Annotated in this window: 12 protein-coding genes and 4 tRNA genes; 5 read left to right on the top strand and 11 right to left on the bottom strand. The window is 60.3% G+C overall.

The window, feature by feature from the left end; all coding sequences use genetic code 11:
- Position 1 precedes the first annotated feature (1 nt).
- Positions 2-1,432, bottom strand: a complete 1,431-nt coding sequence (leuC, locus tag AC3IUA_RS08345) for a 3-isopropylmalate dehydratase large subunit (RefSeq protein WP_489359958.1) — start codon at positions 1,430-1,432, stop codon at positions 2-4.
- A gap of 148 nt (positions 1,433-1,580) precedes the next feature.
- Between leuC and AC3IUA_RS08340 the strand changes: the two genes are divergently transcribed.
- The 5 genes from AC3IUA_RS08340 (at position 1,581) to AC3IUA_RS08320 (ending at position 8,061) form a co-directional block, all read left to right on the top strand.
- Complete coding sequence (locus AC3IUA_RS08340; protein ID WP_489359957.1) at positions 1,581-2,471, top strand: LysR family transcriptional regulator; 891 nt, start codon at positions 1,581-1,583, stop codon at positions 2,469-2,471.
- Positions 2,472-2,550: 79 nt separating this feature from the next.
- Positions 2,551-5,829 carry a PAS domain S-box protein gene (locus AC3IUA_RS08335; RefSeq protein WP_489359956.1) on the top strand — a complete coding sequence of 1,093 codons (3,279 nt, stop codon included), beginning with the start codon at positions 2,551-2,553 and terminating at the stop codon, positions 5,827-5,829.
- Positions 5,830-5,976: 147 nt separating this feature from the next.
- On the top strand, positions 5,977-6,090 hold the full coding sequence (locus tag AC3IUA_RS08330) for a PAAR domain-containing protein (protein ID WP_489359955.1): 114 nt from the start codon (positions 5,977-5,979) through the stop codon (positions 6,088-6,090).
- The gene (locus tag AC3IUA_RS08325) at positions 6,059-7,450 is read left to right on the top strand and encodes a PAAR domain-containing protein (protein ID WP_489359954.1); all 1,392 of its coding nucleotides are present in this window, start codon (positions 6,059-6,061) and stop codon (positions 7,448-7,450) included. The genes AC3IUA_RS08330 and AC3IUA_RS08325 overlap by 32 nt, the downstream gene beginning before the upstream one ends.
- Positions 7,447-8,061, top strand: coding sequence for a hypothetical protein (locus tag AC3IUA_RS08320; RefSeq protein ID WP_489359953.1), 615 nt, complete (start codon positions 7,447-7,449; stop codon positions 8,059-8,061). The genes AC3IUA_RS08325 and AC3IUA_RS08320 overlap by 4 nt, the downstream gene beginning before the upstream one ends.
- 140 nt (positions 8,062-8,201) lie before the next feature.
- Here the strand turns inward: AC3IUA_RS08320 and AC3IUA_RS08315 are convergent, their stop codons facing one another.
- The 10 genes from AC3IUA_RS08315 to gltX form a co-directional block, all read right to left on the bottom strand.
- Positions 8,202-8,648, bottom strand: coding sequence for an Hsp20 family protein (locus tag AC3IUA_RS08315; protein WP_489359952.1), 447 nt, complete (start codon positions 8,646-8,648; stop codon positions 8,202-8,204).
- Positions 8,649-8,759: 111 nt separating this feature from the next.
- Positions 8,760-9,719, bottom strand: a complete 960-nt coding sequence (locus tag AC3IUA_RS08310) for a tRNA dihydrouridine synthase (RefSeq protein ID WP_489359951.1) — start codon at positions 9,717-9,719, stop codon at positions 8,760-8,762.
- Between the two features lie 186 nt (positions 9,720-9,905).
- On the bottom strand, positions 9,906-10,343 hold the full coding sequence (locus AC3IUA_RS08305) for an acyl-CoA thioesterase (protein WP_489359950.1): 438 nt from the start codon (positions 10,341-10,343) through the stop codon (positions 9,906-9,908).
- 50 nt (positions 10,344-10,393) lie between these two features.
- The gene (locus AC3IUA_RS08300) at positions 10,394-11,227 is read right to left on the bottom strand and encodes an alpha/beta fold hydrolase (protein WP_489359949.1); all 834 of its coding nucleotides are present in this window, start codon (positions 11,225-11,227) and stop codon (positions 10,394-10,396) included.
- Between the two features lie 29 nt (positions 11,228-11,256).
- Complete coding sequence (locus AC3IUA_RS08295) at positions 11,257-11,796, bottom strand: TetR/AcrR family transcriptional regulator (RefSeq protein ID WP_489359948.1); 540 nt, start codon at positions 11,794-11,796, stop codon at positions 11,257-11,259.
- A 194-nt stretch (positions 11,797-11,990) separates the two neighbouring features.
- Positions 11,991-12,066: transfer RNA gene (locus AC3IUA_RS08290), tRNA-Glu, on the bottom strand.
- Between the two features lie 78 nt (positions 12,067-12,144).
- Positions 12,145-12,220 (bottom strand) — tRNA-Ala (locus AC3IUA_RS08285).
- 53 nt (positions 12,221-12,273) lie between these two features.
- Positions 12,274-12,349: transfer RNA gene (locus AC3IUA_RS08280), tRNA-Glu, on the bottom strand.
- 79 nt (positions 12,350-12,428) lie between these two features.
- Positions 12,429-12,504: transfer RNA gene (locus tag AC3IUA_RS08275), tRNA-Ala, on the bottom strand.
- Positions 12,505-12,709: 205 nt separating this feature from the next.
- The gene (gene gltX / locus AC3IUA_RS08270) at positions 12,710-14,191 is read right to left on the bottom strand and encodes a glutamate--tRNA ligase (protein ID WP_489359947.1); all 1,482 of its coding nucleotides are present in this window, start codon (positions 14,189-14,191) and stop codon (positions 12,710-12,712) included.
- Between the last annotated feature and the right edge of the window lie 179 nt (positions 14,192-14,370).

Genomic DNA, 14,370 nt, shown 5'->3' with positions numbered 1-14,370 from the left:
TTTACTGCGCTCCCTGGATCAATTCACGGACGTCGACGAAACGACCGTTGACGGCGGCGGCGGCGGCCATGGCCGGGCTGACCAGGTGAGTACGGCCACCGGCACCCTGACGGCCTTCGAAGTTGCGGTTGGAGGTCGACGCGCAATGCTCGCCAGACTCCAAACGGTCCGGGTTCATCGCCAGGCACATCGAGCAACCCGGTTCACGCCACTCGAAACCGGCTTCGAGGAAGATCTTGTCCAGCCCTTCCGATTCGGCTTGAGCCTTTACCAGGCCCGAGCCAGGCACGACGATCGCCTGCTTGATGGTCGAAGCCACTTTACGGCCCTTGGCGATCACTGCCGCAGCACGCAGGTCTTCGATCCGCGAGTTGGTGCAGGAGCCGATGAAGACCCGGTCCAGCTGAATGTCGGTGATCGCCTGATTGGCGGTCAACCCCATGTACTTCAAGGCACGCTCGATCGAGCCGCGCTTGACCAGGTCCATCTCCTTCGCTGGATCCGGAACGTTCTGATCGACTGCGAGAACCATCTCGGGCGAAGTGCCCCAGCTGACTTGCGGCTTGATCTGGGTGGCGTCGAGTTCGACGATGGTGTCGAACTTCGCATCCGCGTCGGTCACCAGATCTTTCCAGGCTTCGACGGCCAGGTCCCATTCCGCGCCCTTTGGAGCAAACGGTCGACCCTTGACGTAAGCGACTGTCTTTTCGTCGGCGGCGACCAGACCCACTCGTGCACCGGCTTCAATGGCCATGTTGCAAATAGTCATGCGGCCTTCGACCGACAAATCACGAATCGCGCTACCGGCGAACTCAATGGCATGGCCGTTGCCGCCGGCGGTGCCGATCTTGCCGATGATTGCGAGGACGATGTCCTTGGCGGTCACGCCGAACGGCAATTGCCCTTCAACCGAAACCAGCATGTTTTTCATTTTTTTCGCGACCAGGCACTGAGTGGCGAGCACATGCTCGACCTCGGAAGTGCCGATCCCGTGAGCCAGAGCGCCGAATGCACCGTGGGTCGAGGTGTGGGAGTCGCCGCACACCACGGTCATGCCCGGCAAGGTTGCGCCCTGCTCCGGGCCGATCACGTGGACGATGCCCTGACGGATGTCGTTCATCTTGAATTCGACAATGCCGTATTCATCACAGTTATCGTCGAGGGTCTGGACCTGCAAACGCGAGACCTGGTCGGCAATGGCTTCGATGCCGCCTTTACGCTCCGGGGTGGTCGGTACGTTGTGGTCCGGGGTCGCGATGTTGGCATCGATGCGCCAAGGCTTGCGCCCGGCCAGACGCAGGCCTTCGAAGGCTTGCGGCGAAGTCACTTCATGAATGATGTGACGATCGATATAGATCAGCGCCGAGCCATCGTCGCGCTGTTTGACCAAATGCGAATCCCAGAGCTTGTCGTAGAGCGTTTTGCCGGCCATCAGACGGTTCCTCATCAGCTTGTTTCTATGCCCTGGGTCTTGATGCAACTCAATGACCCCTTGGCTTGTGAGGTCGATCCTATGGCGTTACATTAAATAACTCAAATTCATATTTTTCATGCTTTGGATAACCATCTGGAATGCGACCATGGACCTGGCCAACCTTAATGCTTTTATAGCAATCGCCGAGACCGGCAGTTTCTCTGGAGCAGGCGAGCGCCTGCACCTGACGCAGCCAGCAATCAGCAAACGCATTGCCGGACTGGAGCAGCAACTCAAGGTGCGTCTGTTCGACCGGCTTGGCCGTGAAGTCGGCCTGACCGAAGCCGGGCGCGCGCTGCTGCCGCGGGCCTATCAGATTCTCAATGTGCTGGACGACACGCGCCGGGCGCTGACCAATCTGACCGGCGAGGTCACCGGCCGCCTGACCCTGGCCACCAGCCATCACATCGGGCTGCACCGCTTGCCACCTCTATTGCGGGCCTTTACCCGGCGTTATCCCGATGTGGCGCTGGATATTCAGTTTCTCGATTCAGAAGTGGCCTATGAAGAAATCCTCCATGGCCGCGCCGAGCTGGCGGTCATCACCCTCGCACCGGAGCCGCACGCCCTGGTGCAGGCGACGCCGGTCTGGGATGATCCGCTGGACTTCGTCGCCGCCCCCGAGCACCCGCTGGTCAGCAATGGCGTGGTCAGCCTGGCCGACATCGCCCTGCATCCAGCGGTGTTCCCCGGCGGCAACACCTTTACTCACCATATCGTCCAGCGTCTGTTCGAAGGCCAGGGGCTGACACCGAATATCGCCATGAGCACCAATTATCTGGAAACCATCAAGATGATGGTCTCGATCGGCCTGGCCTGGAGCGTTTTACCGCGCACCATGCTCGATGAACAGGTGGCGCGCATCCCTTTGCCGGGCATACAGCTCACTCGCCAGCTAGGCTACATCCTGCACACCGAACGGACGCTGTCGAATGCTGCACGGGCGTTCATGACCTTGCTGGATGCACAAATCGATTTGCCACGGAGCCAGACATAAGAGCCCGGCATAAGTTGTGCTAACCCGCTATGGTTTACCCTCGTGCCCAAATGCTCTTTCAGCTCAAGGCCTGCTGCCAATGCACAAACCCGCTGACCGTATACCGCGTATGCCACGTATCAAGGCAATCGACCCAAAAACGTCGGAGCAAAGCTGGGAAAGCGCCCCACAGCTGCTCGCTGCGCTGAACGGTGCGCATTTGGGCGCCTGGTATTGGGACATAGAACGCGGGCAGATCAGTTGGTCACGCGGTACTCAGGCCTTGTTTGGCTTCGACCCCCGGCAACCGCTGCCGGCCGACCTGGAGTATCTGGACTTGCTGCCCGTCGAGGATCGGGCCAAAACCATGCGTGCCTTCAATGCCGTGCTCGCCGGCGCGCCACTGGAACAGGCAATGCATCACCGGATCCGCTGGCCGGATGGCAGCCTGCACTGGCTGGAGATCAACGGCAGCCTGTTGCCGGACAAGAACGGCAAACCACGAATGATCGGGGTGATCCGCGAGATCACCCATCAACGCCAGCGCGAACAAGCCCTGAGCAGCTCGGAAAAGCGCTTTGCCACGCTGTTTCATCTGTGTCCGAACATGGTCCTGCTGACCCGTCAGGAAGACGGCCTGATCAGCGAGGCCAACCAGTATTTTGAAAGCCTGTTCGGCTGGCCGGTACAGGATGCGATCGGCCGCACGACCCTGGAGCTGGGTCTCTGGGTCGATCCGGAGCAACGCGCACAACTGGTCAAGGCCACCAAGGCCAAAGGCGAACTGGTCAACATGGAGGTGCAGTTTCGGTCCAGCAGCGGGCAAATCCATGACGGTATTCTCAGCGCGCAAAAGGTCGAACTGGAAGGCCAGCCTTATCTGCTCAGCACCTTCCTCGATACCAGCGAACGAAAAAACGCCGAACAGGCGCTCAAAGACAGCCAGGAGCGCCTCGACCTGGCACTGGATTCCGCCCAGCTCGGCACCTGGGACTGGCACATTCCCAGCGGCATGCTCTATGGCTCGGCACGGGCGGCGCAGCTTCATGGCCTGGACCCGAAGCCTTTCCACGAACCGTTCGATGCCTTTTTCGACGGGGTTCCCGGCGAAGAGCGTGACAGTATGCGCGACGCCTACCGCAGCCTGCGCGAGGGACCGGCCGGCAGCTATCAGTTGACCTATCGCGTGCAACTGGAAGACGGCAGCTCGCGCTTTCTGGAAAGCCGCGCCCGACTCTACCGCGACGAAGACGGCAACCCGTTTCGCATGGCCGGCACCTTGCTGGACATCACCGACCAGGTTGAGCGCGAGCAACGCCTGGTTACGTCCGAAGAGAAGTTCGCCAGCCTGTTCCAGGTCAGCCCGGACCCGATCTGTGTGACGCGCCAGGACACCGGCCAGTTCATCGAGATCAATTCCAGTTTTACCCAGACCTTTGGCTGGACCGCCACCGATGTCATGGACCGCAACGCCGACGAGATCGGGCTCTGGGAGGATTCAGGGAAACGCCAGCAGCGCATCGAGCAAGTCATCCGCGAGCAGGCGCTGAACAATGTCGCGGTGATCGTCCATCACAAAGACGGGCAAGCCTTGACGTGCGTGATCTCAAGTCGCCAGATCAGCGTCGGCAATGAGCCGTGCATCGTTACCACCCTGCGCGACATCACTCAACAGCAGCGCTCGGAGGCCGCGCTCAAGGCCAGCGAAGAGAAGTTCGCCAAGGCGTTCCACTCAAGCCCCGACGCCATCACCATCACCGAGCGCGACACCGGGCGTTACCTGGAGGTCAACGACGGTTTCTGCCGGCTGACCGGCTACCGCGCGGAAGAAGTGATCGGGCGCACGGTGTATCAGGTCGGCATCTGGGCCGAAGAGAAACAGCGCTCGGCCTTGCTCGCCGAATTGCAGATAAAAGGCCGGGTCCATCACCAGGAAATGCTTGGCCGCAACAAACGCGGGGAAATCCTCACGGTCGAGGTTTCAGTCGAGCCCATCACGCTGAACGAAACCCACTGCCTGCTGCTGACGGCGCGAGACGTCAGCCTGCTGAAGAATGCCGAGGCGCAGATCCGCCACCTGGCCTACCACGACCCCCTGACCAATCTGCCCAACCGCGCATTGCTGATGGATCGCCTGAGCCAGCAGATCGCCCTGCTCAAACGGCATAACCTGCGCGGCGCGCTGCTGTTCCTCGATCTCGATCACTTCAAGCACATCAACGACTCCCTTGGCCACCCGGTGGGCGATACGGTGCTGAAAATCATCACCGCCCGCCTCGAGGCCAGCGTGCGTATGGAAGACACCGTCGCACGCCTGGGCGGCGACGAATTCGTGGTCCTGCTCAGCGGGCTCGAAGGCACTCGCAGCGAAGTCAGCGAACAAGTCCGGGAACTGGCCGACACCTTGCGCGAACTGCTGTCCGAACCGATGTTTCTCGACGGTCAACGCCTGCAGGTCACACCGAGCATCGGCATCGCCTTGATTCCCGATCACGGCTCGACCCCGGCCGACCTGCTCAAGCGCGCCGACATTGCGCTCTACCGAGCCAAGGATTCGGGGCGCAATACCACGCAAATGTTCCACAGCACCATGCAAAAGGCCGCCAGCGAGCGCCTGCGCATGGAAACCGATCTGCGCCTGGCCCTCTCGCGAGGCGAGTTCAGCGTGCACTTCCAGCCGCAGATCGATGCCCGCGACAACCGCATCGTCGGCGCCGAAGCGCTGGTTCGCTGGAATCACCCCGAACTGGGCGCGCAAGCCCCCGCGGAGTTCATCAAGGTGCTGGAAGACAGTGGGCTGATTCTCGAGGTCGGCACCTGGATTCTCGATGAGGCCTGCCTGGCCTTCCGCCAACTGATCGACGAAGGCCGGATCGATCCGCTCGACTTCAGCCTTTGCGTGAATATCAGCCCGCGACAGTTTCGCCAGAACGACTTCGTCGAACGCATCGAACGCAGCCTCGACAACCAGCAACTGCCCTGCTCGCTGCTGAAACTGGAGATCACCGAAGGCATCGTGATCCAGAACCTGGATGACACCGTCACCAAAATGCGCCGCTTGCAGAAGCTCGGCGTGAGCTTTGCCATGGACGATTTCGGCACCGGTTACTCCTCGCTGACCTACCTCAAGCGCCTGCCGGTGGATGCGCTGAAAATCGACAAGTCGTTCGTCCACGACGCCACCAGCGACCCGAATGACGCCGAGATCATCCGCGCTATCGTTGCCATGGCCCTCAGCCTCGAACTGACGGTGATTGCCGAAGGCGTGGAAACCACCGAGCAGCTTGAGTTCCTGCAAGGTCTGGGCTGCCATTTGTATCAAGGCTACCTGCACAGCCGGCCGATGCCGCTGGACGAGTTCAAGAAGCTGCTCAAATAGGAGGAAGCGGAATCACTCGCGCCTCCTGATCGCCAGATACCTGGACCCAGAAAAAACCTACACCAAAACAGGAAATATCTGATTTAGCGCCACCGCCTCCTTGCCTACCGTGCTCGTCCCTGCAGATAAAACAAGGACATGCACCGCATGAGGCGTTACAACATCACCGTCGGGGCTAAAACCACCGTCGACGGCACCGTGCGCACCGGCTGGGAGTGCAGCACGATCCATGGCCTGGCCATGGCCCCGCGAAGGCGATGAGGTCGTTTGCCCGGCATGCAACAGCATCGGGGTGATTGTCTGCGACGGCCCGCGCCTGGTCGAACGGCTGGATGGACGCCACGCCGCCCTCGACGGCGACCTCTGCCGTTGCCAGTGCGATCCGCCGCCGCGGCTGATTGCCAACCAGACCCTCAAGTGTCAAGTGATCGACGGTGGCGACGTCGCGCCGCGGCCCCGAGCCGCTGCTCAACCCGCCGCCGCGGCGGCAACCAGTCCCGCGCCAGCCGTGCCGCGCCCCTCCGGTTTCGCGCCGGCAGCGAGCCGTCCCACGCCGACCTTCGCTGAACTGCCGGGACGGGTATGCGAGAACCTCTGGCGCGGATACCAGCAACGAGCCGAAGCCATCGTGGCGCCGGGCGGCATCCTGATCGCCGACCCCAAGGCGCGCAATCGCGCGATCAATGCCGCCTACGCCCAGTTATGGCTGCACGATCAGCGCTTCCAGTGGGCCGGCCTCGCGGCCTTCGCCTCCAAGCAGGTCGGCTGTGGCCTGCTGCACGCCGCCGATTCGATCGAGAAGATTCAGGCCGAATATGAGGCGGGACAGGGCCTGAAGCATAGTGCCAGGAAAGGGTTATTTGGCTTGTTCAGCCGCAGTGAGCGAGACAGGCAGGCGAAACTGCGGGAGTTTGAGCAGACGCAGCGTGACTACGAGCAGGCCCGCCGCAACAACCCGCTGCCGAGCATCGACTTCGGGCGCGATGACGGATCGCTGTCGTATGCGCAGCGGCTGTACCAGTTCGTGTACGAGATGCTGGCCATGGGCAATACCACGCTGTTTCTGGACGTGTTTCCGCTGCATGTTTTTTACCAGGAACGTGGGTTGGAGGCACTTGAAACCTGTCTGCCTTCACGTAAAAACATCTATGGGCATGACCAGCACCCAGTGCTGTGGCCGGTCGAGCAGGAGAAGCTAACGTTCGGTACTGACCCTGAGGAAATCCTGCAAGCCTTCGAGGCCATGGAGGCTGGCAACATCGCCAAAAGTGTTGCGCATCTGGCTTGGCACGAACAGCGGAATATCCTGCAACCGGCGATGTACAGCGACACGAAACTGGTAACTCTGCTACGCGGCAACCATGTCTCCTACGTCACCGGCTTCCCGCCCGGCGCCGCTCAAGCCATCGAACTGACACTGGCCAGCCAGTGCCACCGCGTCGATGATGGACGCACCATTGGCTTCGGCAACAACCCCATGGCCAACCTGGCCGATCTCCAACAGCGCATGCCCTTCGTGCTCAATGCGGCGGCGCGGTTTGATGAGATTTTGCAAAGTGCGGACCGCCAGCGGATCGAACGGGCGATTCAGGATATCGCTGCAGGCCGGGGCGTGCGATGAGTTGGCTTGCGCATCTCGGCTGGCGACGCGCGGTATTTGCCCTGGCAGTCGCTGCCCTCCTTACGATAGCGGCAATTCAAGTGCAATCGAGTGAACCGGAAATCGCACTAGTGATTGGCGAGCCTTGGGAAGCCATGCGTCAGCGCTCCAGTGCAGCCATTGATCCAGCCATTCCCGGGCATTATTGGGGCAGATTGCCGAAATCGGATGCCCGCCTTCGTTTCATAGACCCCCAATACGGGTTCGTAACCCCATTGGCCCGCTTCTTCACAATTAGTTTCGATGATGAGCTGGTCAGCAATGTCCGTATGTCCCCACAAATCGAACCGCTGTTGCTCGACGATACACTCAAGATCGTGCTGGACCTGCAGGAGCAATGGCGCCAAGGGGGCTGGACGCCCATCCGGGTCAAGGACTTTCCATCGTTCGCCGACACGCTGCAATGGCGTGCCCGATTGCGCGACGTGAATAAAGGCGGTACTGCTTACTGGCGAGCGGGTGACCAGTACCAGGTGATGCTGGTGGTTAATCGCTTCAGGGACGATAAGCGCCCCACAGAGGAGCGTTACCTCATCACGATCGGACTTGGCAAGTCTCGGGGTGGGCCTTGAACATGCGTATTAATGACAGACGCGCGTGGCCACCACAGCCAAACTGGTTGCGCTTGCGCGCAACGCGCCATGTCTGGCGCACACACAAAAAAAGGGCGCCGATGGCGCCCTTTTCAATGCAGTGGTTAACATTGCAACAATCAATGCTCCAGAGCCGGTTTGTCTGTCCCATTGATCGGGATGCGTTTGGCTTTCGCTTCTTCCGGTATCACACGCAACAGGTCGATGCTCAACAAACCGTTGCTCAGGTCGGCGGTCTTGATCTGAATGTGGTCCGCCAGACGGAAGGACAGTTTGAAGGCACGCTGAGCGATGCCTTGATACAGATAAGTGACGTCTTCGTCGGCGTCACGTTTTCCGCCGCTGATGGTCAATACGCCTTTTTCGACTTGCAGCTCGAGGTCTTCTTCCTGGAAACCGGCGGCCGCAATCACGATGCGGTATTGGTCATCACCGTGTTTTTCCACGTTGTAAGGTGGATAGGTGCTGCTTGGCTCATTACGCAGCGCCGACTCGAACAGATCGTTGAAACGATCGAAGCCCACCGAAGAACGGAACAGTGGAGCCATGGAAAATGCAGTGCTCATGACTATCTCCTGATATTCAGCAAGTGGTTATCTCCGCGACCCGAATTCGGCATCGCGTATAAAAAAGATAAGGACCGCCTTACAGATTTCAAGAGGTTTTTTGAAAAAAATTCAGGCCGCTTCGGTGCGCTGAACGCCCAGCAAACGCCCGACCTGATCCAGATCGGTTTCCCGGCGCATCGCCGTAAACAGCTCCACCGCCTCAGGGTAATTGCGGGTCAACATTGCCAGCCACTGCTTCAATCTGCCTGGTGCCGAACGCGGTGTCAGTTGCGCGACGGCTTGCGCCCAGAAGTCCTGGAGCAGCGGCTGCAGATCGGCCCAGGACATTTCCACCACCTCTTCGCCGGCCCGCGCCGCAGCGATTTGCCGGGCCAGATCCGGACGCGAAACCAGGCCGCGACCGAGCATGATGTCCTCGACGCCGCTGATTTCGCGGCAACGGCGCCAGTCTTCGACGCTCCAGATATCGCCATTGGCAAACACCGGCACCTTGACCACTTCCTGGACCCGTGGAATCCACTCCCAATGGGCTGGCGGCTTGTAGCCATCGGTCTTGGTCCGCGCGTGCACCACAATGTGCGCCGCGCCGCCTTCGGCCAGCGCCGTGGCACAGACCAGCGCACCGTCGGGGCTGTCGAAACCCAGGCGCATCTTGGCCGTCACCGGGATATGAGCGGGTACCGCGCGCCGCACTTCGGCGACTATCGCGTTGAGCAGTTCCGGCTCTTTGAGCAGCACCGCGCCACCGCGTGATTTGTTGACGGTCTTGGCCGGACAGCCAAAGTTCAAGTCGATCACCTCGGAACCCAGCTCGCAGGCCAGCGCGGCGTTTTCCGCCAGGCACACAGGATCGGAACCGAGCAATTGCACGCGCAACGGCACCCCGGCAGCGGTCTTCGCGCCGTGGAGCAATTCAGGAGCCAGCTTGTGGAAATAAGCCGGAGTCAGCAGACGATCATTGACGCGGATGAATTCGGTCACGCACCAATCGATACCACCAACCTGGGTCAACACGTCCCGCAGGATGTTGTCGACCAGGCCCTCCATGGGCGCCAAAGCAATTTGCATGGGTAACACTCAACGAAAAACGTGCGGCAGTTTACTGGGTTTACAGGTGAAAGTGGTACGGGGCCCCCAAAAGATCGCAGCCTGCGGTAGCTCCTACGCCGACCGCGTACCCCTGTAGGAGCTGCCGCAGGCTGCGATCTTGGCGATATAGCCCGCGCTGAAGGTCTTCCTTGCCACAAGTCGGTGTCAGAGCGAGCCCTGCAATGCCGGCCCATAACCCTCGATAAACTCCTCCGGCATGCGCTTGGGCCTGCCGCTGGACAGCTCGATGCAGACAAAAGTGGTCTGGGCCCGGAGCAAGGTGGTGTTGTCACTTGGGCGGACCAGCTGAAAACGTCGGCTCATTTTCAAGCGCTGATCCCAATCGATGATCCAGGTCGCCAACTGCAACTCATCGCCTTCATAGGCGGCGGCCAGGTAATCGATCTCGTGGCGGACCACGGCCATCGCCCGGTCCAGCCGCCGATATTCGCTCAGGTCCAGCCCCAGGCGCTGCGAATGGCGCCATGCGCAGCGCTCGAGCCAGGTGACATACACCGCGTTATTGGCATGCCCAAGCCCGTCGATGTCTTCGGCACCCACCTGCAGATCAATGATAAATGGCGTTGCCAGATCCCAGCCCATGCCCCACTCCCCCGATCAGCTAATGTCGACCGGGGCAGTGTAACGGATGCTCAGGCGGATTGGCGCGCTTGCACGCTGCGGCCGGAGAGCAAGGCCAGCACGCCCTCGATCAGCCGCGGATCGGACAGTACACGCTGATGGCCACCCTCCGGCAGACGCAACAAGCGGCTGTCGAACCAGGCCTCGTGGATCAGCTGTGATTCCTTGACCGGGACAAAGTTATCATCCTCGGCATGCACGATCAGCCCGGGCATATCCAGTTGATAGTGCGCCACATCGAGACAGGCCGCGCGCATGCCGACATCCTGCTCGATTTGCCGGATAAACGCCGAACGGGCTTTTGGCGGTAGCCGTACATAGCGGGCAAAACCGCGCAGCACCCCCAATATCCGCGCTGGAGCGGCGATGCTGACCAGGGTTTCGGTGCGCAGGCCCAACTGGACTGCCAGCATGGCACTGGCACCGCCCATGGAATGACCGATGACCGCTTGCAAGGGCGGCAATTCCGCGGCGGCCTCGAGCATGGCCCGGGCGAACAACACCACGTTCGCTTCATGCCCGGGTGAACGGCCATGGGCCGGACCGTCCAACGCAATCACCATATAGCCGGCGTCTACCAGCGCAGTGATCAGACTGGCGAACTGCGTCGGCCGACCTTCCCAGCCGTGCATCAGCAGCACCGCCGGCCCCTGCCCCCAACGCAAGGCCGAAAGGCCGAAACGCAGGGTGATCCGCTCGGAGCTCGCCAGCAGCGGCAATTCCCAATCCCGCGGCGGCAGCTCGCGCGGCGTCATGAATGCCTGGCGCATCCGGCTCGCGACTAATCGCGGGGCAAACCAACCCAAGGTGCCATTAACGCCACGAACCCAGCTTAAAGTGCTCATCGCTCATTTCCTCAGGATCACGCTTCAGGTCATAGCACCGCCGACTTGGCGGCACGCAGCAATCGATCGGATAACTCTCCGGCGCCCAGGGCCCGCGCCAGTGCCAGGCCGCCCACCATCAGGGCGATATCGGCCAGGACTTTGTCGGCCTCTTCCGGGCTGGTCGCCAGTTGCGCGACCATCAACTCCAGGTGTTCATTCAACGCCTGACGGAAGTCGTCCGGCAGGCGACCCAATTCCCCGATAGACGCCGGGATCGGGCAGGCATGGTCAGTTGAATCGCGGTGCTTGCGTGACAGGTAGAAGGCCGCGACCAGAGCGCGACGCTCTTCACCCGTCAACTCGGCGTCCATTTCCTCGATCAAGCCACGGCGCTGAGCGAGCAGTTGCTTGAACGCTTCCAGCATCAGCGCATCCTTGCTTTCGAAGTGCGCATAGAACCCACCCACCGTCAGCCCGGCGGCGCCCATCACCTCTCCCACGCTCGGTTCGGCCGGACCGCGCTGAATCAGCGCTGCGCTGGCGGCCTTGAGGATGCGTTCGCGGGTTTGAGCTTTTTTGTCGTTCATCGTTGCCTCCGAATATTACGATTGAAATATTATTCTCATAATAAATTTTCGCAAGTCATAAATATGACCGCTGGTCAGAAGAACCTTTTTTTTGAACAGAGAGTTGGGGAAGAGAGAATCGGCGAATGCCAGACAAACAAAAGGGCCATTCAATAATTGAATGACCCCTATAAATCCCGCAGAGCGGGTAATCGTGGCGTCCCCTAGGGGACTCGAACCCCTGTTACCGCCGTGAAAGGGCGGTGTCCTAGGCCACTAGACGAAGGGGACGCAAAACCTTCTATACAACTGATCAGGCTGAGACTGATCGATTCAAGGCCGGTGTGGCCAGACCTTGAACTGTAAAATTGGTGGAGCTAGACGGGATCGAACCGTCGACCTCTTGCATGCCATGCAAGCGCTCTCCCAGCTGAGCTATAGCCCCGGATTTTTCGCCTCGCGGCGGAACAGCATCTCGCAACACTGTTTCTGTAAAACTGGCGTCCCCTAGGGGACTCGAACCCCTGTTACCGCCGTGAAAGGGCGGTGTCCTAGGCCACTAGACGAAGGGGACACAAACCTTCTATACAACGTGATCAGGCTGAGTCTGATCGATTCAAGGCCGGTGTGGCCAGACCTTGAACTGTACAATTTGGTGGAGCTAAACGGGATCGAACCGTTGACCTCTTGCATGCCATGCAAGCGCTCTCCCAGCTGAGCTATAGCCCCTCGTCGGTGAGGACGGGGCGAATCTTAAGGGTGTATCGCAAGACTGTCAAACTTATTTTCAACAAATTTCAATATTTTTCGTCGGCATTACAATCACTTACCGCCCTCTCCCCGGAAAATGGGGAGTTTGCCCTTTCGGGGCCGCCGAAGATGAGGATCAAAAGATCGCAGCCTTCGGCAGCTCCTACACGGGGAACGCGGTGAATCAGGCGATAGCGCCCAGGAGTTTTTCCCACTCCTTGTTTTCCTTTTTCGACACGCCGCCCAGCAGATCAATGGCTTGGCGCAGGCGGAAGCGGGTCAAGTCCGGACCGAGGATTTCCATGGCGTCGAGCACCGATACCGAACTGGCTTGGCCGGTGATCGACGCGAACATCAGCGGCATGGCGTCACGCAGCTTAAGCTGCAGCGACTCGACTACTGACTGAATGGTCGCGGTGATGCTGTCCTTCTCCCACTGGCGCAGGCTTTCCAGCTTCCACAGGATCAACTGCATCAACTGACGCACCTGGTCGCCCGAGAGCTTCTTGGACTCGAACAGCTTGACGTCCGGGTTCACGCCACCGGCAAAGAAGAAGCCGGCCAGCGGGGCGATCTGGCTGAAGGTTTCAACCCGGCCCTGCACATGCGGGGCAATTTTCATCAGGTATTCAGGGTTCAGCGCCCACTCCTGCACTCGGCTGGCGAACTCTTCCAGCGGCAGGTCGCGCAGCCACTGGCCGTTGAGCCAGGACAGCTTCTCAACATCGAAAATCGGTCCGCCCAGGGAAACCCGCGACAGATCGAAGTTATCGACCATTTCCTGCAGCGAGAACTTCTCGCGCTCGTCCGGCATCGACCAGCCCATACGACCCAGGTAGTTGAGCATGGCCTCCGGCATGAAGCCCATGCGCTCGTAGAAGGTCACCGAGGTCGGGTTCTTGCGCTTGGACAGTTTGCTCTTGTCCGGGTTACGCAGCAGCGGCATGTAGCACAGCTGCGGTTGTTCCCAGCCGAAGTATTCGTAGAGCAGGATCAGTTTCGGCGCCGACGGCAGCCATTCTTCGCCGCGCAGCACGTGGGTGATGCCCATCAGGTGGTCGTCGACCACGTTGGCGAGGAAGTAGGTCGGCAAGCCGTCGGTCTTCATCAGCACTTGCATGTCCATGCGATCCCACGGGATCTCGACGTCGCCACGAAGCATGTCCGGCACCACGCAAACGCCTTCGGTCGGCACTTTCATGCGGATCACGTGGGGCTCGCCAGCGGCCAGACGGCGCGCCACTTCTTCCTTGGAGAGCAACAGCGCACGGCCGTCGTAGCGCGGGGTTTCGCCACGGGCCATTTGTTCGGCGCGCATCTGGTCAAGTTCTTCCGCGCTGCAGAAGCACGGGAAGGCATGGCCCAGGTCAACCAGCTGCTGACAGTACTGCTGATAAATGTCGCCGCGCTCGCTCTGCCGATAAGGACCGTGGGGGCCGCCAACGTCCGGACCTTCGCTCCAGGTGATGCCCAACCAGCGCAAGGCATCGAAAATTTGCTGCTCGGACTCGCGGGTCGAACGCAATTGGTCGGTGTCTTCGATCCGCAGGATGAACTCACCGCCATGCTGCTTGGCAAAGCAATAGTTGAACAAAGCGATGTAAGCGGTGCCGACATGGGGATCGCCGGTAGGCGATGGCGCGATGCGAGTGCGGACGGTGGTCATGGTATGTCTCGGAAAGAATATAAAAGCGGAGATGAAACAGGGGGCGAATGGTAACAGGCGACACCCGCCCGGCTCCAGTGAGCAGGGCATTTAAGCCAAGGTATTGCCAGTGGGGCTCAAGGCCGAGGGAGATGCACTGATTCGCCGTACACCCCGTAGGAGCTGCCGCAGGCTGCGAT

This window comes from Pseudomonas sp. KH_050 (genome assembly GCF_057838875.1).
The sequence above is the reverse complement of the archived record's forward strand: the minus strand, read 5'-3'. Positions and strand labels throughout refer to the sequence as shown.